At 35.6% G+C, this 21,544-nt stretch carries 20 protein-coding genes and 4 tRNA genes; 23 read left to right on the top strand and 1 reads right to left on the bottom strand.

What is annotated here, in order from left to right:
• Nucleotides 1-124 precede the first annotated feature (124 nt).
• The 5 genes from BLW20_RS06850 to BLW20_RS06830 all read left to right on the top strand — a co-directional run bounded on the left by BLW20_RS06850 (nucleotide 125) and on the right by BLW20_RS06830 (nucleotide 10,585).
• Entirely contained in the window at nucleotides 125-2,164 is a 2,040-nt protein-coding gene (locus tag BLW20_RS06850; RefSeq protein ID WP_177165047.1) for a S8/S53 family peptidase, read from the top strand.
• 134 nt (nucleotides 2,165-2,298) lie between these two features.
• On the top strand, nucleotides 2,299-5,337 hold the full coding sequence (locus tag BLW20_RS06845) for a SusC/RagA family TonB-linked outer membrane protein (protein WP_091098003.1): 3,039 nt from the start codon (nucleotides 2,299-2,301) through the stop codon (nucleotides 5,335-5,337).
• A gap of 12 nt (nucleotides 5,338-5,349) precedes the next feature.
• Entirely contained in the window at nucleotides 5,350-7,017 is a 1,668-nt protein-coding gene (locus BLW20_RS06840; protein ID WP_091098000.1) for a RagB/SusD family nutrient uptake outer membrane protein, read from the top strand.
• 99 nt (nucleotides 7,018-7,116) lie between these two features.
• Nucleotides 7,117-9,156: a putative porin gene (locus tag BLW20_RS06835; protein WP_177165046.1), complete on the top strand. Its 2,040-nt coding sequence runs from the start codon at nucleotides 7,117-7,119 to the stop codon at nucleotides 9,154-9,156.
• Nucleotides 9,157-9,223: 67 nt separating this feature from the next.
• Complete coding sequence (locus tag BLW20_RS06830; protein WP_091097993.1) at nucleotides 9,224-10,585, top strand: pyridoxal-phosphate dependent enzyme; 1,362 nt, start codon at nucleotides 9,224-9,226, stop codon at nucleotides 10,583-10,585.
• A 45-nt stretch (nucleotides 10,586-10,630) separates the two neighbouring features.
• On the opposite strand, the gene BLW20_RS06825 is transcribed toward BLW20_RS06830, so the two are convergent.
• Nucleotides 10,631-11,035, bottom strand: coding sequence for a lysozyme inhibitor LprI family protein (locus BLW20_RS06825; RefSeq protein WP_091097989.1), 405 nt, complete (start codon nucleotides 11,033-11,035; stop codon nucleotides 10,631-10,633).
• Nucleotides 11,036-11,114: 79 nt separating this feature from the next.
• Here BLW20_RS06825 and BLW20_RS06820 point away from each other — a divergent pair, with 79 nt between their 5' ends.
• The 18 genes from BLW20_RS06820 to rplL all read left to right on the top strand — a co-directional run bounded on the left by BLW20_RS06820 (nucleotide 11,115) and on the right by rplL (nucleotide 21,394).
• Complete coding sequence (locus BLW20_RS06820; RefSeq protein WP_091097985.1) at nucleotides 11,115-12,380, top strand: DUF2851 family protein; 1,266 nt, start codon at nucleotides 11,115-11,117, stop codon at nucleotides 12,378-12,380.
• Complete coding sequence (locus BLW20_RS06815) at nucleotides 12,377-13,222, top strand: ComEA family DNA-binding protein (RefSeq protein ID WP_091097982.1); 846 nt, start codon at nucleotides 12,377-12,379, stop codon at nucleotides 13,220-13,222. The genes BLW20_RS06820 and BLW20_RS06815 overlap by 4 nt, the downstream gene beginning before the upstream one ends.
• A 38-nt stretch (nucleotides 13,223-13,260) precedes the next feature.
• A complete protein-coding gene (locus BLW20_RS06810; protein ID WP_091097978.1) occupies nucleotides 13,261-14,403 on the top strand; it encodes an acyl-CoA dehydrogenase family protein in 1,143 nt (380 codons plus the stop codon).
• Nucleotides 14,404-14,534: 131 nt separating this feature from the next.
• Nucleotides 14,535-15,152: a histidine phosphatase family protein gene (locus BLW20_RS06805; protein WP_091097974.1), complete on the top strand. Its 618-nt coding sequence runs from the start codon at nucleotides 14,535-14,537 to the stop codon at nucleotides 15,150-15,152.
• Between the two features lie 79 nt (nucleotides 15,153-15,231).
• Nucleotides 15,232-15,426, top strand: a complete 195-nt coding sequence (rpsU, locus tag BLW20_RS06800) for a 30S ribosomal protein S21 (RefSeq protein WP_091097970.1) — start codon at nucleotides 15,232-15,234, stop codon at nucleotides 15,424-15,426.
• Between the two features lie 64 nt (nucleotides 15,427-15,490).
• A complete protein-coding gene (locus BLW20_RS06795; RefSeq protein WP_091097967.1) occupies nucleotides 15,491-16,393 on the top strand; it encodes a tyrosine-type recombinase/integrase in 903 nt (300 codons plus the stop codon).
• Between the two features lie 21 nt (nucleotides 16,394-16,414).
• Nucleotides 16,415-16,714, top strand: coding sequence for a ribosome hibernation-promoting factor, HPF/YfiA family (gene hpf, locus BLW20_RS06790; protein ID WP_091097963.1), 300 nt, complete (start codon nucleotides 16,415-16,417; stop codon nucleotides 16,712-16,714).
• Nucleotides 16,715-16,801: 87 nt separating this feature from the next.
• Nucleotides 16,802-16,875: transfer RNA gene (locus tag BLW20_RS06785), tRNA-Thr, on the top strand.
• 36 nt (nucleotides 16,876-16,911) lie between these two features.
• Nucleotides 16,912-16,992 (top strand) — tRNA-Tyr (locus BLW20_RS06780).
• 17 nt (nucleotides 16,993-17,009) lie between these two features.
• A tRNA-Thr gene (locus BLW20_RS06775) sits at nucleotides 17,010-17,081 on the top strand.
• A 56-nt stretch (nucleotides 17,082-17,137) separates the two neighbouring features.
• Nucleotides 17,138-18,325 carry an elongation factor Tu gene (gene tuf, locus BLW20_RS06770; RefSeq protein WP_091097959.1) on the top strand — a complete coding sequence of 396 codons (1,188 nt, stop codon included), beginning with the start codon at nucleotides 17,138-17,140 and terminating at the stop codon, nucleotides 18,323-18,325.
• Between the two features lie 52 nt (nucleotides 18,326-18,377).
• Nucleotides 18,378-18,448: transfer RNA gene (locus tag BLW20_RS06765), tRNA-Trp, on the top strand.
• A gap of 14 nt (nucleotides 18,449-18,462) precedes the next feature.
• Nucleotides 18,463-18,660 (top strand): preprotein translocase subunit SecE, encoded by a 198-nt coding sequence (gene secE / locus BLW20_RS06760; RefSeq protein ID WP_091097955.1) that lies wholly within the window; start codon nucleotides 18,463-18,465, stop codon nucleotides 18,658-18,660.
• A 12-nt stretch (nucleotides 18,661-18,672) separates the two neighbouring features.
• Complete coding sequence (gene nusG, locus BLW20_RS06755) at nucleotides 18,673-19,224, top strand: transcription termination/antitermination protein NusG (RefSeq protein ID WP_091097951.1); 552 nt, start codon at nucleotides 18,673-18,675, stop codon at nucleotides 19,222-19,224.
• Nucleotides 19,225-19,280: 56 nt separating this feature from the next.
• Complete coding sequence (gene rplK / locus BLW20_RS06750) at nucleotides 19,281-19,718, top strand: 50S ribosomal protein L11 (protein ID WP_091097948.1); 438 nt, start codon at nucleotides 19,281-19,283, stop codon at nucleotides 19,716-19,718.
• A gap of 18 nt (nucleotides 19,719-19,736) precedes the next feature.
• Nucleotides 19,737-20,426: a 50S ribosomal protein L1 gene (gene rplA / locus BLW20_RS06745; protein ID WP_091097944.1), complete on the top strand. Its 690-nt coding sequence runs from the start codon at nucleotides 19,737-19,739 to the stop codon at nucleotides 20,424-20,426.
• A gap of 22 nt (nucleotides 20,427-20,448) precedes the next feature.
• On the top strand, nucleotides 20,449-20,937 hold the full coding sequence (gene rplJ / locus BLW20_RS06740; protein WP_091097941.1) for a 50S ribosomal protein L10: 489 nt from the start codon (nucleotides 20,449-20,451) through the stop codon (nucleotides 20,935-20,937).
• An 85-nt stretch (nucleotides 20,938-21,022) separates the two neighbouring features.
• Nucleotides 21,023-21,394, top strand: a complete 372-nt coding sequence (rplL, locus tag BLW20_RS06735; protein ID WP_091097937.1) for a 50S ribosomal protein L7/L12 — start codon at nucleotides 21,023-21,025, stop codon at nucleotides 21,392-21,394.
• Nucleotides 21,395-21,544 lie beyond the last annotated feature (150 nt).

Here is a 21,544-nt window from a genome sequence, read left to right as displayed (position 1 = left end):
AATAAAATGTTAAATATAAATAATAGTTTGGTAAAAATGAAAAGATTACCACAAAATTATTTAATTTTGATATTCTAAAATTAGAATTAATCTATAAATAAAAATGAAAAATAAAATTACTAAGTTGTTCTTAGCATTGTTAACATTATCATTTGGTTATAATGCAAATGCTCAAGTTGAGGATCAACCAATGCCTGACTATGTACGTAAGGCAACTAATATTGAATTTTTAAATAATTTCGCTAAAGAAAAAGAAGCTGAGTTTGAAGCAAACTACAAAAAAGCTGTTGAAATTGCAAGGAGAGAGGGAAAGCCTATTTCTGGAGATAGAGACGGTAGTACGTTTTTTTTGGTGGGTTTTGATGAAGAAATGGGAGAGTTGATTTATAAAAAAACTTATAATAATGCTGTTGTAGAAAGTAATATGTTTTTTAACAATGTAGCAATTGGTAGTTCGTTACAAACAGCTAATGCGAAACCACTTCACTTAGATAACATTATCGGCGCGGGTATGACTGTTGGTGTTTGGGATGGCGGTGCCGGACTGCCAAATCACTTAGGTTTTGCAACAGGGAGATATCAGCCAAAGAATAATCCAAACAGTAATAATAACACCCAAAACAGTATAAATCACTCGGCACACGTAGCAGGTACAGTCGCAGCAGGTGAATTTGGAAATAAAGATGCTAAAGGATTTGCTTATGGAGCAACAGTTCACGCTTATTTTGGGCTTGGGAATGATCTTGCTACTATGATACCGGCTGCAACTTCAACAACTAACCCTATATATGTGTCTAACCATTCTTATGGTGTTGATTTTGAAGGTAATCCTAATGTAACTGCATCTATTTTTGGACGATATGATGCAAGTGCTAAAGCTTATGATGAGTTAGCAAACAATGCACCTTATTATACGATGGTTTTTGCGGCAGGTAATGATAGAGGAGAGAATTATAATCCAAGCAGACCAGGAGGGAAAGATTTACTGTCTCAAGGAGGGGTGTCCAAAAATACTGTGGTTGTGGCTGCAACCCGCGGTACAGAGGATTTTTCCGGGATAACGGGGGTTTCGTCTGTTACTTCAGCGGGGAATGGACCGTTTATTACTCCTTATAGTAATTATGGGCCGACTGATGATTTTAGAATAAAACCCGATATAGCAGCAAAAGGAGGGGTGTATAATATAGATCCTGTTGTTTCTGTGGGTACTTCTTCGGTAAGTGCTACGGCTACTATGCAAGGAACTTCAATGGCAGCGCCGGCGGTAACAGGGGTATTTACCTTATGGCAGGGATATTATAAAACCGTTTTTAATAAATATATGAAATCCGCTTCGGTTCGTGCATTAATGGCACATACTGCAAGAGAGACCGGACCTGCTGCCGGACCTGACTTTATGTTTGGTTGGGGATTGATAGATGCTGACAAAGGAAGACAGATAATTGATCAGGCCGCAGAAAATACCGCTTTGTTTGGGGAATTTGAGATAGCGCAAAATACAACTTTTGAATATGAGTTTGAATACGATGGGGCTGAACCTTTAGTGGCTACGATCGCTTGGAATGATCCGGCAGGAACGGTTACGAGTCAAGCAAATCTTAATTTGGCAAAATTAGTAAATGATTTAGATCTTCGTTTAATTAATACAGATAATAATACGGTTTATTACCCTTGGTCATTGGTACATAATATTGGACTTGCAGCTACAAGTACCGGTATTGCAGTGAGAGATGTTGATAATACACGAGATAATATTGAAAAAATAGAGCCTGAAAATGCGGCAGCAGGAAATTATAAATTAGTAGTTTCTTACAAAGGAACAATACAGGGAGGTTCGCAAGATTATACGTTAATCATCTCTGGGGCAGGAGGACAAATGCCTGAAACAGATGGTTTGGCTTCTATAGAAGATAAGATACTAAGCGAACTAAAGGTTTATCCAAATCCTGTAGATTCTTATTTGAATATAGATGGAGATTTAGAAGCCTTGGTAAATGCTAAAGTTCAGATATTCGATTTAAGTGGTAAGAGAATACAAGAAGCCGATTTGAATTTTAATTCAAATAATGCTGGTGTTGATGTTTCTGCTTTGAATCCAGGAATGTATATTCTAAAAATCTCAAAAGAAACAGCAACCCAAAGCTATAAGTTTGTGAAAAAATAAACGGATAAGCTTTAAAAAAGTAATGAAACAGAGGGTTGTTTTTTGCAATTCTCTGTTTTTTTTGTGTGTTAAAAATTTGTTATTATATAAAAAAGGTTTAGTTTTGTGCTTGAACTAATTCAAATTAAATTAATATGAGATCAAAGTTTACTTGGATTTTAACTCTGTTCTTCGCTTTAGTTGTGCAAGTTGGTTTTGCACAGAAGCCAGTAACGGGAGTTGTAAAGACGCAAGACGGTGAGCCTATCCCTGGCGCTACTGTTATGTTGGTAGGTACCAATCAAGGTACAGATACTGATGATGAAGGGAAATACACATTAAATTTAAAAAAGGGCGATAAAATCCAAGTGGTTTACGAAGGTTTTAAACCCACAACAGTTACAGCTACCGATTCAGGTATTTTGAATGTAACTTTAGTAGAAGATGATTCTTGGTTGATACCCGAGGTAATTGTAGATACTTATAGAACAGTATCAAAAGAAGAAAATACAACATCTGTTTCTTCAGTTACTTCTAAAACCATTGAAGGGCGTCCAAATGCATCAATTATTCAAACCCTGCAAGGACAGGTTCCTGGGTTGAATATTATGACAGGTTCTGGACAACCGGGAGCTGAAAGTAGAGTAACTCTTCGTGGATTGGGATCTATTAACGGTAATACAGAGCCTTTGTATATCATTGACGGTATTCCAATGTCATCTAACCGTTTCCGTTCGTTAAATCCGAATGAAATCGATCGTGTTGATATTTTAAAAGATGCCGGAGCTACGGCTATTTATGGTAACCGTGGTGCAAACGGAGTAATTGTAATTACCACTAAGCGCGGTTCGTTTGAATCTGATTTAAGTATTAGATATATTGGAACAACCGGGATTTCGTCTATTCAAAGAAATCAGTATAATCTAATGAATACAGCCGATTATGATGATTTTGTTCGTACAGCCCGTCAAGACTATCCAGGTATTGGGGGTAATCTTTCTAATGCACAACGTAGTGTAAATACTGACTGGACAGACGTATTCTTTAACGATGCCCTTACACAAACGCATACCGTAATGTTTAGTGCCGGTTCTAAAAACCTTTCTACTTTTACTTCTGTGGGATATTCAGAATTCGGAGGAACTTTGAAAGGAACCGATTTAAAACGTTTTAGTTTTAGAACAAACTTAGACGGTAAAAACAATTCAGAGAAATTAACTTACGGCACCACAATAAATGCTAACTTTTCTAGATCAAATATGGAAAACGCATCAGGTACTAATGGGGTAAACCAAAATTACTTTTTAGGTGCTTTCCAATCATTACCCTATGTAGACCCTAATAGTTATACCAACGGGTATGATTTATTCCAAGATTACTTAGCGCAGAGAATAGGAATTTCAAACGGTATGCCATTATTTTTAATGGATAAAAGAGCTACGTCAGGCTTTGGACAAGATGAGTTTAAATTGTTAGTAAATGGTAACATTAATTACAAATTAAGTGATAAATTTAAAATATCTAACCAAACAGGTGTAGATTACCAAACAATTAATCAAAACTCTTGGACAAGATACGATGCATTTAACGAATATCTTTTTGCAGTACAAGGACAGGATTACCGCGGATATGTTGCAACGATTGATGAAGACCGTATGGTGTTTAATACCAATACCAACTTGCGTTACGAAGATACATTTAACGATGTGCATAAAGTTTCGGCAGGAGTGTTTTTAGAATACCTTAAAGCACATTTAAGATCAAAAAATATGCAAAAAACAGGTTTCGACCCAATTTTCTGGTCTGATGGAGGGATGACCGGTTGGATTGGTGGTGAGGAAAATTATCAGTTATATGCTCCTACAGCAGGTATGTCACGTTTTGATGCTGGTTTGTTTTCTTATTTTGGAACTGCGAGCTATGATTATGATAGAAGATATGGTTTAGATGCTACTATTCGTCGTGATGCTTCGTTCCGTTTTACCGATGACAATCGCTGGGGAACGTTCTGGTCAGTTTCGGCTCGCTGGAATATTAGCAATGAGAAATTTATGGAAAATTCCGTGTTTAATGACTTAAAATTAAGAGGATCTTATGGTTCTTCAGGGAATCAGGATATTACTGGAGGAGGAATGTTTAGTGGTGCGCAGTTATATGATACGCGCTTTATATCAGCGGTTGGCTATAATGGTGAAACTGGTTTGTCTCTTGGACAACTTCCTAACCCTAATTTGCAGTGGGAGGTTATCACACAAGCAAACATTGGTGTTGATTTCGGAGTGTGGAACAACCGTTTAAGAGGTAGTGTTGATGTGTATCAAAAACAAACCGATGATTTATATTTAAATAATCCGTTATCGGCTATTAATGGTGCGTCTTCATTAAATGCAAACTTTGGTACAATGAGAAACACTGGGGTTGAAGTAAACCTTACCGGAGACATTATCCGCAATGAAAATACCTCATTGTCATTAAGATTTGTAGGAGCCTATAATAAAAACGAAGTGATTGAAATACCTAATGAGAACGGTGAATTCTGGAACGGTACCAGTTTAGTAGGTTATCGAGAAGGAAGTATGGTAAATGAATTCTATATGCCTGAATATTTGGGAATCAACCCTGATAACGGTAATATGATGTTCCGTAGTAAAGACGGTGGCGTAACAGAAAATCCAAACGATGGTGATAACCAATGGTTAGGAAAATCGTCAATGCCTGTGTATCAAGGCGGTTTTGGTATTGATTTTGCACATAAAGGATGGTTCTTAACTGCAGATTTTACTTATGCGTTAGATGCTTGGAGATATGATAACGATTATTATTTCTTTACAGCACCAACTTTTATTAAGCAAAATAACTTATCTAATGACATGAGAGATTATTGGACTCCTGATAACAGAGACGCTAGTTTTCCTGCCTTAACAGGTTCTAATTTCTCTTATGCAAGTGGTTCATCTTTTTATTTGCAAGATGCGTCTTATCTAAGATTAAGATATCTTACTTTAGGATATAATTTTAATCAAAAAGACATCGACTTTATGAAGTTGTCAGGCTTAAGAGTGTATGCGCAAGCTGAAAATTTATATACTTGGACTAAATGGAGAGGTTGGGATGCTGAAAGCAGCAGATCTATTGACTACGGTCAATATCCAACACCAAGAACAGTTTCGGTAGGTGTAGAAGTTCAATTTTAAAGTTAAGAGATTATGAAAAAAATATTTTTAAGTGCATTGTTTGCGTCAGTGATCTTAATCGGATGTTCAGATGCTTACGATATAGAACAAGCCGGTTATGTTACAGAAGAAACAGATGCTTTTAAAACGGCAGATGATATAGGTAAAGGAATACGTTATGTATATAGTTTGTTTCCGGCAGAGCAAGAAATAGCCTTTGATTCTTATTTTACCGATGAATTAGGTGTTGGGGTAGGAAATGCTGGGCAAGGAGTTAACGACGGTAGTTACACTTTTATCTTGTTGGCAGGTAATGACAACGCAACAGCTATGTGGGGAAGATACTACGGAGTGGTAAACCGTTTAAATAGAATATTGGTGCGTATAGACGAGTTATTATTGGAACAAGATGCTGATGAAACAGCTTTGAAAGTACAAAAAGCCAATGCACACGCTCTAAGAGCGTATTGCCATTACAAGTTGTTTGCGTACTTTACTCCTGATTATACTGACCCTAATGGTTTGTCGGTAATTAAATTTGATTTTAAACAAACTGATGATTATAGCAGACACGAAAGTAGAGCGACAGTTGCAGAAATTGTAGAATTTATTGAAGAGGATATTGAAACAGCCAAGAAGTTGGTAGAAAATCCAGATGGAACACCAGGACCTTTAGATCCGGGAGGTCAAATGGCAGGTTCTGGTTATGCATCAGCTGAAATGATGGATGCTATTTTAGTAAAAATGTATTCTATGTTGCAAACTCCAGATGCTTATAATAAGTTAGAAGAGGCTTTTAATAGAATAAAAAATGTAAGATCAATTGCCGATCCTGGTACTTATTTATCAATGTTTGGACAAAGTGCTTCGTCAGCTGATTTTAACGAAGGAATCTTTAAAATCGACAGGGTTTCTACAGATGGAGCGAATACACAGTTTGGTGTTGCATCAGCATGGTATCCAACTCAAGTGGGGACAGCTCCTTATATGGAAATTGGGCGTTCATTATACAATGAATTAGATAAGTTGGATCCTTCTCAACAAGGAGAACCTTATCATGATTTTGAACTGAATTCGGATGGAAGCCTGGTAATAAATCCACAAACGGGTAAACCTATTATTATTAATACGTATGATCGGTATGATGTGAGATATACTATCTCTGTTTTAACAGGTTCTATAGTTGATCCTAATTATGCGTCATTGTCTCAAGAAGCATATAGAAGTAATGATGTTTTATATGTTGGTAAATATGATGGAACGGCAATACAAAACAGACCATTAGCGGCGAGTATTTGGATGTTCCGTTATACGGATATGTTGTTAGCATTAGCTGAAAAACGTGCCTTTGAAGGAGATCTTGCGGGAGTAGAATCTATTATTAAAGAAATTAGAATTAATAGAAATTTAAATATGGATGGTACAGCTCTTAGTATGCCAACAGATTTTTCTACACAACAAGCTGCTTTTGCACGAATTTTAGAAGAACGCAGAGTAGAATTTGCTTTTGAAGGTCAACGTTACTTAGATATGAAACGTTTAGGAGTTCGTGCAGGTTCACCTGGTTTTGTTAGAGATCCACAAGATTGCGCCTCTACTAACGCTTGTAGTTTAGAACCTACAAGCACAAAATTAACAATGCCAATTCCTCGTACTGAGATGGTTTCTAACCCTAACATGGTTCAAAACCCTGGTTATTAATCAGTAAATTAATATAATTAAAAAGAGATGCAATTTGCATCTCTTTTTTTATGCGTTATAGTTGTCAAAAAAATGTACTTTTGTGTAAAATTTGGCTGTATGCGTTTTATTTTATTTTTTGTTTTTCTTTTTTCTATGGGCAGCTTTGCTCAGGTTAAGAAAAGCAATGAAAGAACTAAATTGAGAACTACATTAAATTCTTCAAAACTTGGAGAAATAAAATCTGTTGATCGCTTTTCGTCTGTGGATATGTCCGGGAATGATTCACTTAATGTAAAAAAAATTATTACAAAAGCAGGTGATACGGTTGCACCAATCTCTGCTTACAAAATATATAATGAGCTAACCGGAAGTACTTTGTTCGACACGATTCTTACGATTAAAAAGCAATACAGCTTTAATTATCTGCGTAAAGATATTTTTGGATTATTACAGTTTAATAACGACGGACAGACCTTTCAATCGTTAGATCCTAATTTTCTTCAGGTAAATAATATTATTAGCGTTGGTTTCAACGCACGCCGGTTCTCGTATTTAAACAAAGAAGACATCAGTTATTACAACGTGCCCACACCTGCTACTGAATTAATGTACCGAAGTGTTACCGGTAAAGGACAAAATTTAGATGCGCTGATAGCTATAAATACCTCTGAACGATTCAATGTATTTGTTGGCTATCGCGGATTGCGTTCGCAAGGAAAATATGCGAATCAGCTAACATCAAACGGAAATTTTAGAATAGGTTCAAGTTATTTTACGAAAAATAAAAGATATCAGTTTAAAAACCACATTACTTTCCAGGATATTTATAATGAAGAAAACGCGGGAATGATGAATATCCGTGAGTTTGAGAGTTCCAATGAACCTTATAATAATAGAGAGAATGTAAATGTGTATTTTGCTTATCCTTATGCAGAATCAAGCACCTTATTTAAAGGATTAAGAGGGTATTTCGATCACAGTTTTCAGTTTAATAAGTCAGAAAATAACAAAGCATTAATACGTCACCAGTTGGTCTATGAATATTTTTCAAATTTATATAAATCAACTAATTCAAACCCTCGTAATCTTAATATACCTTATTTTGGTAATGCATTTTCAACAGGAATTCACGATAAAGTACGTCATACACGTGTTGAAAATAACTTTGATTTAGCTTTTGACTCAGAGAAAATTGGTCTGTTTGCTGTAGGCGTCGGTGTATATAATTTTAATCACAGATACCAATCAATAGTTTTTGATGAAGAAAATAACCGCATTGCCAACCGGTTAAAAGATGATATTGTTACATTGGGCGGATCGTATGTGCTGAGTAAGAAAAATGTAGTTGCCGATGCATCGTTTAAACAATCGGTTGTAGGGAAACCATTAACCGATTTAAAAATCAATGCCGCATTTAACCTGAATGAATCTTACGGAATTGAAGCTACTTACCGTTTAGAAAGCAGAATTCCTGATTATACCTACCAGTTGTTTCAAAGTGGATTTATCAAATTAAACTGGCAAAACGATTTTTCAAACGAAAAATACAGTACGTTGAATGCCCGAATTGCCTCTCCTTTCATTAATTTAGAAGGAACCTATCAAATCATTACAGATAAATTATATTTTAGTAACGACGCTACTGCGTTGAATGAAAATGGCAGATACGTCCAATTACTGGTAAGTCCGAAACAGTACGGTAAGGCAATTAATTACTTTATGCTTAAGGCTCAAAAAGAATTTCTGTTTAACAAGTGGGGATTTGATAATACGGTAATGTTTCAGCAGGTGATACAGGATGATGATATTTTAAACGTACCGCAAATTGTAACCAGAAATACCATTTATTTTCAAGACTATGCTTTTAAAAAAGCACTGTTTTTTCAAATGGGAATCACTTTTAATTACTTTACAAAATACTATGCCAATGAATACCATCCGGTGTTGGGCGATTTTGTGGTGCAGGATCAGATAAAAATTGGTAATTTCCCAATGTTTGATTTTTTTCTGAATGCTAAAATTAAAACCGCACAGATTTACATCAATGTAGATCATTTTAATGCTATGCTAACCGGATATAATTATTACAATACACCAACCTATCCGTACCGCGATTTAACATTTAGATTAGGTATGAAATGGAATTTCTTTAATTAAAGTTGTAGCAATACAACTTTTTTCTTTTCTAAAAAGCATATTGTATCTTTGTAGAAATTTATCAATAATGAATTACGCAAAAAATATATTAGAAACCATTGGCAATACACCTTTGGTGCAGTTAAACCATATTGTAAAAGATTTGCCTTGTAAAGTTTTTGCAAAGGTAGAATATTTTAATCCGGGGCATTCGTGTAAAGACCGTATGGCATTGCAAATGGTAGAAGATGCTGAAGCAGACGGACGGTTAAAACCAGGTGGAACCATCATCGAAGGTACTTCAGGAAATACCGGAATGGGATTGGCGTTGGCAGCCATTGTAAAAGGATACAAGTTGATTTGCGTAATTACTGATAAACAATCTAAGGAAAAAATGGATATCTTACGTGCTGTTGGTGCGAAAGTGGTTGTTTGTCCCACCGATGTAGAACCTGAAGATCCACGTTCTTATTACTCTGTTTCAAAACGATTGGCAGAAGAAACGCCTAATTCATGGTACGTAAATCAATATGATAATCCGTCAAATACAAAAGCTAATTATTTGCAAACCGGACCTGAAATCTGGAATCAAACCGATGGTAAAGTGACACATTTTATTGTTGGTGTAGGAACGGGCGGAACCATTTCAGGTATTGGGAAATATCTGAAAGAACAAAATCCAGATGTGAAAATTTGGGGAGTTGATACGTATGGATCTGTTTTTAAAAAATACCACGAAACCGGAATTTTTGATGAAAACGAAGTTTATTCGTATGTAACCGAAGGCATCGGAGAAGATATTCTTCCAAAAAATGTTGATTTTTCTATCATCGATCATTTTACAAAAGTTACCGATAAAGATGCGGCGGTTTATTGTAGAAAACTGGCATTAGAAGAAGGTCTTTTTGTGGGCATGTCATCAGGATCAGCCATTAAAGGTTTGTTGCAAATGAAAGGTGAGTTAAAGCCGGACGATGTAGTTGTGGTATTGTTTCACGATTCTGGTTCTCGTTACATCGGTAAAATCTTCAACGATGACTGGATGCGCGAACGCGGATATTTAGAAGATGAAGTAGTTACTGCCGCAGATTTAATTAAAAATCATATCGATAAACCATTGGTAACTGTCCGTACCGAAGAATTGGTTTCGCACGCTTTAGAACGTATCAGAAAATATAAAATATCACAGATTCCTGTAATTGATAAAGATGGTTTTGCCGGATCGGTAGAAGATAGCGATTTGTTTGCAGCTTATATGGTTGATGCAAATATTGCCGAAAAACCTATTCGCGAAGTCATGGGGAAACCTTATCCGGTGGTAAACAGAAAGACAAAAGTAGCCGAAGTTTCTAAACTGATTACTAAAGAAAACAATGCGGTTTTAGTGGATCTGGAAAATGGAAAATTCCACATCATTACTAAATACGACATCATTAATTCAATTAAATAACCAAAATCCCCGAAAGCTGACCTTCGGGGATTTTTCATTTATATCTTAATTCTCAAGCGACTGTATATACTCCTGAATTTCGAGTGCTCGTTTTTTGACCATTTCCATCTTTCTGAAATCACCCATCACAAAGAAAAGTGTTCCTTTTTCTTGTTGGTAGTAATACAAGTTAATAAACGCGAATTCTGCATCCCGAAATTTTATCCAGTTACGTTGAGCGGTAACTAATAATTCTTTTTCATTTTTGGATAACTTGTTTAGAAATTGACGGTAACTTTCATTTAATAAAATATCCCATTTTTCGTAGGCTTCTTTCACGCAATTTCGTTGTTCTGCAGTTGTTATGGCATCATTTAAACACCGATTCATAGCATCGTCTATCGGGTGCTTTTCTTCTTGCGAAAAGCAAGAAAAGCTAAATAAGCAAAACAAAAAAATAACCTTTTTCATATAACAAAATTTACACAAATGTACTGATAATTAGGATATTTAAAATTTTCAATTTAAATTTATAGAAAGCTTTTTTATTATGAAAGAAGATTTTTTACATTATGTATGGAGATTTAAAAAGCTTAATAATACTCCCCTTAAAACAGTTCAGGGCAATGAAATTGTAATAAAAGATTTTGGACTCTTTTTAGGAACCCACGGTCCCGATTTTTTTAATGCCCGAATGTATATCGATAAGCAACTTTGGGCGGGCAATGTAGAAATACACGTCAACGCTTCAGATTGGTATGCACATCATCACGAGATTGATCCGGCTTACGAAAACGTTATTTTACATGTGGTTTGGAATAATGATTTATCGGTTTTAAGAGCAAACGGAACCGAAATTCCCACGCTTGTTTTAAAAGATTACGTTGCCGAAAATGTTTTTAATGCGTACCATCAGTTTAAAAAGAAACCCAAATATATTTTTTGCGAAGATTACATCAATCATTTTAATTCGTTTGATTGGTTGTTGTGGAAAGAAAAATTAATGATTGAACGATTAGAACAGTTTACAAACCGCATTGTTCAGGAATTAAAACAAACCAATAACAATTGGGAAGAATCATTCTACCGGATGCTTTTACGAAATTTTGGTCTGAATATTAACGGGGCTTTCTTTTATGAAATCGCAAAAAAGCTACCTCTAAATATCGTTAAAAAAGAGCGGACGAACGAGCAGCATCTGGAAGCATTGTTTTTAGGAACTGCCAACCTGTTAACCGCAGAAACAGAAGATTATTATTTTAGGACACTGCAAAAAACCTATGCTTATTTAAAACAGAAATATAGTTTAACGCAAGTTGCTACTGCACCAACATTCTATAAATTACGTCCGGATAATTTTCCAACAATTCGTTTAATGCAGTTTGTTTCGTTTGTAAATCAACAGCCTTTTATGTTTGATTTGGTAAGACATCCAGAAAGTTTATGTGTAAATAATCAGTTGTTGGGCGCCGTAGTTTCTAATTACTGGCAAACGCATTACGTTTTTGGGAAAGAGCATAAGCTCCGTAAAAAGTCAATCACAGCATCGTTTTATAATTTGTTGCTGATTAATACCATTTTGCCTTTTCAGTACGTTTATCATCAGCAGTTGGGCAACGATGTGGTAGATGAAATTTTACAGCATTATCAATCGATAAAACCGGAACAAAACAGTATTACCGATATGTTTAAAAAACTCCAGGTGCCTTTGTCGTCGTCACTTGACAGCCAGTCGGTATTGTTTCTAAAAAAGAATTATTGTGATGTAAGACGGTGTTTAAATTGTGAAATCGGTATAAAATTAATGAACAAATGAACGTGCAGTTACCTTATTTTACCAGAAAACAGCGTGCGGGCATTATCGCTTTAATACTATTGATTGTTCTTCTGCAATTGATCTTGTTTTTTGTTAAGAATACAGATAACGGAAAGGAAATGGCAAATTATGAAATCGATGAAGAAGTACAGTTACAGATTGATCGTCAGAAACAAGCGTTGTTGAAAAGTTATGAAACCCAGCCGTTCAATCCCAATTTTATAACCGATGCCAAAGGGTTCAAATTAGGAATGACTACTGAAGAAATTGATAAATTAGTCGCTTTTCGGGCGTCAGGAAAATACGTTAATTCGGCAGCAGAATTTCAAAAAGTAACAGGTGTCTCAACAGAGTGGCTCAATAAAAATGCACCTTACTTTAAATTTCCGGATTGGACACAAACCCAAAACCGACCATCGTCTCAAAATCAAACCAACGTTTCTGTCACAAAAATTGATTTAAACAAAGCTACAGTCCAACAATTAATCGCTATAAAAGGCATTGGCGAATATTATGCAAACGCGGTAATCAGTGAACGCGAGCGGCTCAACGGGTTTGTTTCTACAGATCAGATCAATTTCATAAAAGGGTTGCGTCCCGAAGCGGTAAATGTTTTAAAGCAAAATACTTTTGTTAACAAACAGGCAATACAAAAAGTAAATGTCAACAATGCAAGTAAAGAAGAATTAGCTGAAATTCCATACATTAGCCCATACATCGCACGGCAGATTGTACTTTTAAGAAGTAAAAGCGATCAACCATTAAAAATTGAAGATTTAGAAAAAATTAATAATTTTCCGCTTGACAAATTACAGATAATTAGGTTATATTTGAATTTTTAGAAAAATAAGCAAAAACAATAACAATAACAAGTTTAAAAATGAATTTTGAGTATAATGAAACCCAAGCAATGATTGCACAATCAATCAAAGATTTTGCAGAAAAAGAAATCCGTCCAAATATCATGAAATGGGACGAAGAGCAGATTTTTCCTGTAGAATTATTTAAAAAATTGGGAGAAATGGGATATATGGGGGTGTTGGTTCCCGAAGAATTAGGCGGATCTGGTTTAGGATACCACGAATATATCACTGTTGTAGAAGAAATCTCAAAAGTAGATTCTTCTATTGGTTTATCGGTAGCAGCTCACAATTCGTTGTGTACCAATCATATTTTAACGTTTGCAAACGATGAACAAAAGAAAAAATGGATTCCGAAATTAGCAACCGGCGAGTGGATCGGTGCTTGGGGACTAACCGAACATAACACCGGATCCGATGCAGGTGGAATGGCTACCACAGCCGTAAAAGACGGTGACGAATGGGTGATTAACGGAGCTAAAAACTTTATCACGCACGCAATTTCCGGTGATGTTGCCGTTGTAATTGTTCGTACAGGCGAAAAAGGCGATTCTCGCGGAATGACTGCTTTTGTAATTGAAAAAGGAACACCGGGATTTTCATCAGGTAAAAAAGAAAATAAATTGGGAATGCGTGCTTCTGAAACAGCAGAATTGATTTTTGACAATTGCCGTGTTTCTGATGCCAACCGTTTAGGTGAAGTAGGTGAAGGATTCATTCAGGCAATGAAAATTTTAGACGGCGGACGCATTTCTATCGGAGCTTTATCGTTGGGTATTGCTAAAGGAGCTTACGAAGCGGCGTTGAAATATTCTAAAGAGCGCATACAGTTTGGTAAACCTATTTCGCAATTTCAGGCAATAGGCTTTAAATTGGCAGATATGGCTACCGAAATTGAATGCTCAGAGTTGTTGTTGCACAAAGCAGCTTATTTAAAAAATAACAACAAACCAATGACAACTGCCGGTGCAATGGCAAAAATGTATGCCTCTGAAGTGTGTGTGAAAGTAGCAACAGAAGCAATCCAGATTCACGGCGGTTATGGTTATACCAAAGATTTCCCGGTAGAGAAGTTCTTCCGCGATTCTAAATTGTGCACCATTGGTGAAGGAACAACCGAAATTCAAAAATTAGTAATTTCAAGAAATCTTTTAAAAGACTAATTTTTTAGAAGATAGAAAATAGATAAAAAAGGAAAGACTGTAGTGGTTTTTCCTTTTTTGTTTAGCTAGTTTGTTTTTTAGTTTAGGTTATTTTAAACTTAAATTAGTAATAATCTCAAAAATATGAAGTAATGTTTAAGAACAAAAATATCATCACAATACAACATCCTGAATCTATTCATCATACAAATGGAATGATTGGATCATGGACAGATTGGGAATTATCTGAAGAAGGAAAGCGACAAGCAAAAAATATAGCGCGTAATTTAAAGATAGAAGTTAAAGAAAATAATTTTTCTCTCTATTCTTCTAATCTTTTAAGGACGAGACAGACGGCTGAAATTGTTGGGGAAGAGCTAAATATAAAGCCACTGTTTGTGGATGTATTGAAAGAAAGAGGTCTTGGAAGAGCAGTTGGAAAATCTGTGCAATGGTTAAAAGAAAATATTGAAAAAGAAGAATTGACAGTTTTTGATAAGTGTTTTAGCGATGCAGAATCAAGAAATGATGTTTGGGAAAGGTTATTACCTTTTTATGAAGAATTAATCAATAATGATGATGAAAATATAATTATTGTTTCTCATGGAGATACCTTAAGTATATTTAATGCTATGTGGTTACGTTTTGATATTGATATCCTTAATAAAGTTGATTTATATGGGATAAGTGGAGGTGTTTCTTTTCTTTATCAAACAAATAAAGGTAAAAGGATCATTAAGCGATTAAGTGATAGTTCATATATGAAATAAAATATATTAGTTTTTTTTCTAATTTATTCAAAAAAATATCCCTACATTTGCACCCATAATGAAAGGAGGTGTATAAATTATGTTGATCATTCCAATTAAAGACGGAGAAAATATTGATAGAGCGTTAAAACGTTACAAAAGAAAATTTGACAAAACAGGAACGTTACGTGCATTAAGATCTCGTAAAAACTTTACGAAACCTTCTGTAACAAAACGAGCTCAATTGCAAAAAGCACAATATGTACAAGGCTTAAGAGATGCAGTAGAAATCTAATAAGTTTTTGAAATAATATTTTTAAAATCGCTAATTAAAGGTAACTTTGGTTAGCGATTTTTTTATGGAGAAATTTTTACAATCATATTACGACTACCTTTTAAAAGAAAAACATTTTTCGCTGCACACCGTAAACGCGTATGTAAAAGATGTGGAAGCATTTTTGAACTTTGCCGAAAAAGATACAACTGATATCGATAAAATTACGTATCAGCACGTTCGTAACTGGATGGTGGACTTGTCTTCGAAAAAAATGAGCAATAATTCAATAAACCGTAAAATTGCCTCGCTGAAAAGCTACTTCAAGTTTCTTTATATTACAAAAACCATCACGTCTTATCCGTTACAGGCACACAAGGCGTTGCGAACCAAAAAAGTATTGCAGGTTCCGTTTTCAGAAGATGAAATGAAAAAAATAGACCGTTCTGATTTTGAAGACGATTATTTTGGATTTCAAAACTATGTCATCATCCTGCTTTTTTATACGTTGGGAATTCGTAAAAGCGAACTGATCAACTTAAAACGAACCGATATCGATTTATACAAACAAGAAATTAAAGTTTTGGGAAAAAGATCTAAAGAGCGTATTGTGCCCATTATGTCTTCAATGCTGCCTGTTTTAAAGGAATTTCTTGAAAACCGCAAAAATCAATTTGGCGAAGATTACAACAAAAACATCTTTTTGTTAAAAAATAGTAAAAAATTAAACCAAACATTTGTTTATAGATTAATAAATAACTATTTTAGAGGTGTAACATCAAAAGGAAAAAAAAGCCCGCATGTGTTACGTCACACGTTTGCTACACACATGTTAAACGCAGGTGCCAATTTAAATACGATAAAAGAATTGCTGGGGCATGCAAGTCTTTCGTCAACCCAGATTTATACGCACACCAGTTTGGCAGAGTTGAAAAAAACGTACGGCAAGGCACATCCGCGCTTTAATACCGGAGAAGAAGATTTATGAACCCTTTAAAAATATAAATTTATGAAAGTGAATATTCAGGCAGTTAACTTTAATGTTGATAGAAAATTAGTAGATTTCATAAACAGTCGTTTAGAAAAATTACAACAATATTTTGATAAAATTGTTGGAATAGATGTATCTTTGCGAACAGAAAATACAAGCGACAAAGAAAACAAGTCGGTTGATATTATTGTAAAGATACCTGGTGATGATTTAGTGGTTAAAAAAACAGCTAAGTCATTTGAAGAGGCAACCGATATGGGAGCAGATGCTTTAGAACGTTTACTAGTAAAACGCAAAGAAAAAATAAAAGCTTATTAAAGAATAAAAAAAACTAAAAAAAGCTTTTGTTTTTTTAAATAAGTATATATATTTGCAGTCCGTTAGAAATAGCGGACTTTTTTAAATGCCTTTGTAGCTCAGTTGGCTAGAGCAGCTGATTTGTAATCAGCAGGTCGTGGGTTCGAGTCCCTCCAAAGGCTCATCAACAAGCAAAGTTGTAAAAATAAAACAGGTTAGGGGAGATACTCAAGCGGCCAACGAGGACGGACTGTAAATCCGTTGGGAAACCTTCGCAGGTTCGAATCCTGCTCTCCCCACAACAAAATTCTTTTTTGCCGGCGTAGCTCAGGGGTAGAGTGCTTCCTTGGTAAGGAAGAGGTCACGGGTTCAAATCCCGTCGTTGGCTCAAAGGTGAATAAAGTTGAACACTAATTATATAACTAAGATTAAATTAATTAAATCATGGCAAAAGAAAGTTTTGATCGTTCGAAACCCCATTTAAACATCGGTACTATCGGACACGTTGATCACGGTAAAACAACATTGACAGCTGCTATTACTAAAGTATTATCAGATGCAGGTTTATCTGAAGCAAGATCATTTGACCAAATTGATAACGCTCCAGAAGAAAAAGAAAGAGGTATTACTATTAATACATCTCACGTAGAATATGCTACAGCTAACCGTCACTACGCTCACGTTGACTGTCCAGGTCACGCGGATTACGTTAAGAACATGGTTACTGGTGCTGCACAAATGGATGGTGCTATCTTAGTAGTTGCTGCTACTGATGGTCCAATGCCACAAACTCGTGAACACATCTTATTAGGTCGCCAGGTTGGTATTCCTCGTATGGTTGTATTCATGAACAAAGTTGATATGGTTGATGATGCAGAATTATTAGAGTTAGTTGAAATGGAAATCCGTGACTTATTATCATTCTATGAGTATGATGGTGATAATGGACCAGTTATCCAAGGATCTGCTTTAGGTGCATTAAACGGTGAACCAAAATGGGTTGAAACAGTAATGAACTTAATGGCTGCGGTAGATGAGTGGATCGAAGAGCCAATCCGTGATACTGAAAAACCTTTCTTAATGCCGGTTGAAGACGTATTCACAATTACAGGTCGTGGTACAGTTGCAACAGGACGTATCGAAACAGGTATCGCTAACACAGGTGATCCGGTTGAAATCATTGGTATGGGTGCAGACAAATTAACTTCTACTATTACAGGGGTTGAGATGTTCCGTAAAATCTTAGACCGTGGTGAAGCAGGTGATAACGTAGGTTTATTGTTACGTGGTATCGATAAAACTGATATCCGTCGTGGTATGGTTATCATTAAACCAGGATCAGTTAAACCACACGCTAAATTCAAAGCAGAGGTTTATATCTTGAAAAAAGAAGAAGGTGGACGTCACACTCCATTCCACAATAATTACCGTCCGCAATTCTACGTTCGTACAACTGACGTAACTGGAACAATCCAATTACCAGAAGGTACTGATATGGTTATGCCAGGTGATAACTTAACTATTACTGTTGAGTTGTTAAACCCAATCGCATTATCTGTAGGTTTACGTTTCGCTATCCGCGAAGGTGGTCGTACAGTAGGTGCTGGTCAGGTAACTGAAATTTTAGACTAATTCAGTTTTAAATTATATTAATTAAAGTCGGCAGGTTACTGCCGGCTTTTATACGGGTGTAGTTCAAGGGTAGAATAGCGGTCTCCAAAACCGTTGATGGGGGTTCGAATCCCTCCACCCGTGCAAAAACAAATCTTATGGCAAAAGTAGTTAATTATATATCAGATGCGTTTACCGAGTTAAAATCTAATGTTACTTGGACAACATGGGCAGAGGTACAGCGCTACACAATTATCGTTGCTATCTTTACCGTGGTGCTTTCGTTAGCTACATGGGGGGTGGATACTTTGTTTGCCGATGCTCTTGCAGGTTTCTTCAACCTTTTAAATTCATAAATTTAAAAGAAGATGGCAGAAAGTAACATGAAAAAATGGTATGTGGTAAGAGCGGTAAGCGGGCAAGAAAACAAAGTAAAAGGTTACATAGAAAGTGAAATTGTACGCTTGGGTATGGAAGACTACTTGTCGCAAGTTTTGGTTCCAACCGAAAAAGTAGTTTCACAACGCGATGGAAAAAAAATTACAAAAGAACGTATTTACTTTCCGGGCTATGTAATGATAGAAGCAAACTTAACCGGCGAATTACCGCATATAATAAAATCTATTGCAGGTGTAATTGGTTTCTTAGGTGAAACCCGTGGCGGTGACCCTGTGCCTTTAAGACAGGCAGAAGTAAACCGTATGCTTGGCAAAGTAGATGAATTAGCTGTTTCAGTTGATGCAGGATTAATTCCTTATGAAATTGGAGAAACAGTAAAAGTAGTTGATGGTCCTTTTAATGGTTTCAACGGAACCATAGAAAAAGTGAACGAAGACAAACGCAAGCTTGAAGTAATGGTAAAGATCTTCGGAAGAAAAACACCATTAGAATTAAGCTTCACACAAGTAGAGAAAATATAATTGTTACATACACATCAATCGCTTCCAATTGAAAGATGTGCTAAATTTTTTTAAAAATGGCAAAAGAAATTAGTAAAGTAGTTAAACTACAAGTTAAGGGAGGTGCTGCGAATCCTTCGCCACCGGTTGGACCTGCTTTGGGGGCTGCTGGAGTTAACATTATGGAATTCTGTAAGCAATTTAATGCAAGAACACAGGATAAACCAGGAAAAGTGCTACCAGTACAAATTACAGTTTACAAAGACAAATCTTTTGACTTTGTTGTTAAAACGCCGCCTGCTGCTGTTCAATTATTAGAAGCTGCAAAATTAAAATCAGGTTCTGGGCAACCAAACCGTAAAAAAGTTGCTTCTATCACATGGGATCAAGTTAAAGCAATCGCTGAAGACAAAATGGCCGACTTAAACGCATTCGAAATTGAGAAAGCTATGTCTATGGTTGCAGGTACTGCACGTTCTATGGGAATCACGGTAACAGGAAACGCTCCTTTTTAATCTTAAAGAAAAGAAGAAATGGCAAAATTGACAAAAAAGCAAAAAGAGGCTGCAGCAAAAATTGAGAAGAACAAATTATATTCTTTAAAAGATGCTTCTGCATTAATTAAAGAGGTTGCTTCTGCAAAATTTGATGAGTCTGTTGATATTGCAGTACGTTTGGGTGTAGATCCGCGTAAAGCAAATCAAATGGTACGTGGGGTTGTAACATTACCACACGGTACAGGTAAAGATGTAAGAGTATTAGCATTAGTTACTCCGGACAAAGAAGCAGAAGCTAAAGCTGCTGGTGCTGACCACGTAGGTTTAGATGAATATCTACAAAAAATAAAAGATGGTTGGACAGATATCGATGTGATCATCACAATGCCTGCTGTAATGGGTAAATTAGGTCCGTTAGGTCGTATTTTAGGACCTCGTGGTTTAATGCCTAACCCTAAAACAGGTACGGTAACAATGGATGTTGCTAAAGCAGTACAAGAAGTGAAATCTGGTAAAATCGATTTTAAAGTTGACAAAACAGGTATTGTTCACGCAGGTATTGGTAAAGTATCATTCGGTGCTGACCAAATTCAAGAAAACGCATCTGAAATTATCCAAACATTAATTAAATTAAAACCAACTGCAGCAAAAGGTACTTATATCAAGTCTATCCACATATCAAGTACAATGAGTCCTGCAATTGCTTTAGATCCAAAAGCAGTTTAATTGGTAGTTAAAATTATTTAGTATGACTAGAGAAGAAAAATCAATTGCGATTCAAGATTTAACTGCACAGTTAGCTGACACTAAAATTGTTTACGTTGCAGATATTTCTGGATTAAATGCAGCTACTACTTCAGATTTACGCAGAGCTTGTTTTAAAGCAGGTATCAAGTTAGAAGTAGTTAAGAATACATTGCTTGAAAAAGCAATGGAAGCATCAGAAAACGAATATGGCGATTTACCTTCAGTTTTAAAAGGAAACAGCGCTATTATGATTGGCGAGGTTGCTAACGGACCTGCGAAAGTTATAAAAGAATTCCGCAAAAAAGGTGAAAAACCAGTTCTTAAAGGAGCTTATATCAATGAAGAAATCTATATCGGTGATAACTTGTTAGATTCTTTAGTAGCAATCAAATCGAAAGAAGAAGTTATTGCAGAAATCATTGGCTTATTACAGTCTCCTGCACAAAGAGTTATTTCAGCTCTTAAAAATCAATTTAAAGACGAAGAATAGTAAACAAGCTATCCCGTTTTTAATGTTCAAAAGAACGCACACAATAAATTATATTATTACAAATTCAAATTAAAAGATAGAAAAAATGGCAGATTTGAAACAATTCGCAGAACAGTTGGTTAACTTAACAGTTAAAGAAGTTAACGAATTAGCAACTATATTAAAAGATGAGTATGGTATCGAACCAGCTGCTGCTGCAGTAGTAGTTGCAGGTGGTGGTGCTGAAGGCGGTGCTGCTGAAGAGCAATCAGAATTTACAGTAGTATTAAAAGAAGCTGGTGCTTCTAAATTAGCTGTAGTTAAAGCTGTTAAAGAATTAACTGGTTTAGGATTAAAAGAAGCTAAAGATTTAGTAGACGGTACTCCTGCTAACGTTAAAGAAGGTATTTCTAAAGACGAAGCTGAAGGATTGAAAAAAGCATTAGAAGAAGCTGGTGCTGTTGTTGAGTTAAAATAATCTCAAACATATAAATTTTTACGGTTTAGGCCTTGGAAGTTGTTCCAATGGCCTAAACCATTTTGCATATAAAAAATAATCAATAACGAAGAAAAAAGCAAACAACGTTCCTGGTTTGTTTTTAAAGATGTGTTGGTTATTTAAAAATAG

The organism is Paenimyroides marinum, assembly GCF_900108395.1.
Lineage (GTDB): Bacteria > Bacteroidota > Bacteroidia > Flavobacteriales > Flavobacteriaceae > Flavobacterium > Flavobacterium marinum.
The sequence above is the reverse complement of the archived record's forward strand: the minus strand, read 5'-3'. Positions and strand labels throughout refer to the sequence as shown.

What these genes read in the sequence shown, in the direction of transcription:
- BLW20_RS06845 (WP_091098003.1), top strand. Translation starts at nt 2,299, where the DNA reads ATGAGATCAAAGTTTACTTGGATTTTAACTCTGTTCTTCGCTTTAGTT.
- BLW20_RS06840 (WP_091098000.1), top strand. Translation starts at nt 5,350, where the DNA reads ATGAAAAAAATATTTTTAAGTGCATTGTTTGCGTCAGTGATCTTAATC.
- BLW20_RS06835 (WP_177165046.1), top strand. Translation starts at nt 7,117, where the DNA reads ATGCGTTTTATTTTATTTTTTGTTTTTCTTTTTTCTATGGGCAGCTTT.
- BLW20_RS06830 (WP_091097993.1), top strand. Translation starts at nt 9,224, where the DNA reads ATGAATTACGCAAAAAATATATTAGAAACCATTGGCAATACACCTTTG.
- BLW20_RS06825 (WP_091097989.1), bottom strand. Translation starts at nt 11,035, where the DNA reads ATGAAAAAGGTTATTTTTTTGTTTTGCTTATTTAGCTTTTCTTGCTTT.
- BLW20_RS06820 (WP_091097985.1), top strand. Translation starts at nt 11,115, where the DNA reads ATGAAAGAAGATTTTTTACATTATGTATGGAGATTTAAAAAGCTTAAT.
- BLW20_RS06815 (WP_091097982.1), top strand. Translation starts at nt 12,377, where the DNA reads ATGAACGTGCAGTTACCTTATTTTACCAGAAAACAGCGTGCGGGCATT.
- BLW20_RS06810 (WP_091097978.1), top strand. Translation starts at nt 13,261, where the DNA reads ATGAATTTTGAGTATAATGAAACCCAAGCAATGATTGCACAATCAATC.
- BLW20_RS06805 (WP_091097974.1), top strand. Translation starts at nt 14,535, where the DNA reads ATGTTTAAGAACAAAAATATCATCACAATACAACATCCTGAATCTATT.
- rpsU (WP_091097970.1), top strand. Translation starts at nt 15,232, where the DNA reads ATGTTGATCATTCCAATTAAAGACGGAGAAAATATTGATAGAGCGTTA.
- BLW20_RS06795 (WP_091097967.1), top strand. Translation starts at nt 15,491, where the DNA reads ATGGAGAAATTTTTACAATCATATTACGACTACCTTTTAAAAGAAAAA.
- hpf (WP_091097963.1), top strand. Translation starts at nt 16,415, where the DNA reads ATGAAAGTGAATATTCAGGCAGTTAACTTTAATGTTGATAGAAAATTA.
- tuf (WP_091097959.1), top strand. Translation starts at nt 17,138, where the DNA reads ATGGCAAAAGAAAGTTTTGATCGTTCGAAACCCCATTTAAACATCGGT.
- secE (WP_091097955.1), top strand. Translation starts at nt 18,463, where the DNA reads ATGGCAAAAGTAGTTAATTATATATCAGATGCGTTTACCGAGTTAAAA.
- nusG (WP_091097951.1), top strand. Translation starts at nt 18,673, where the DNA reads ATGGCAGAAAGTAACATGAAAAAATGGTATGTGGTAAGAGCGGTAAGC.
- rplK (WP_091097948.1), top strand. Translation starts at nt 19,281, where the DNA reads ATGGCAAAAGAAATTAGTAAAGTAGTTAAACTACAAGTTAAGGGAGGT.
- rplA (WP_091097944.1), top strand. Translation starts at nt 19,737, where the DNA reads ATGGCAAAATTGACAAAAAAGCAAAAAGAGGCTGCAGCAAAAATTGAG.
- rplJ (WP_091097941.1), top strand. Translation starts at nt 20,449, where the DNA reads ATGACTAGAGAAGAAAAATCAATTGCGATTCAAGATTTAACTGCACAG.
- rplL (WP_091097937.1), top strand. Translation starts at nt 21,023, where the DNA reads ATGGCAGATTTGAAACAATTCGCAGAACAGTTGGTTAACTTAACAGTT.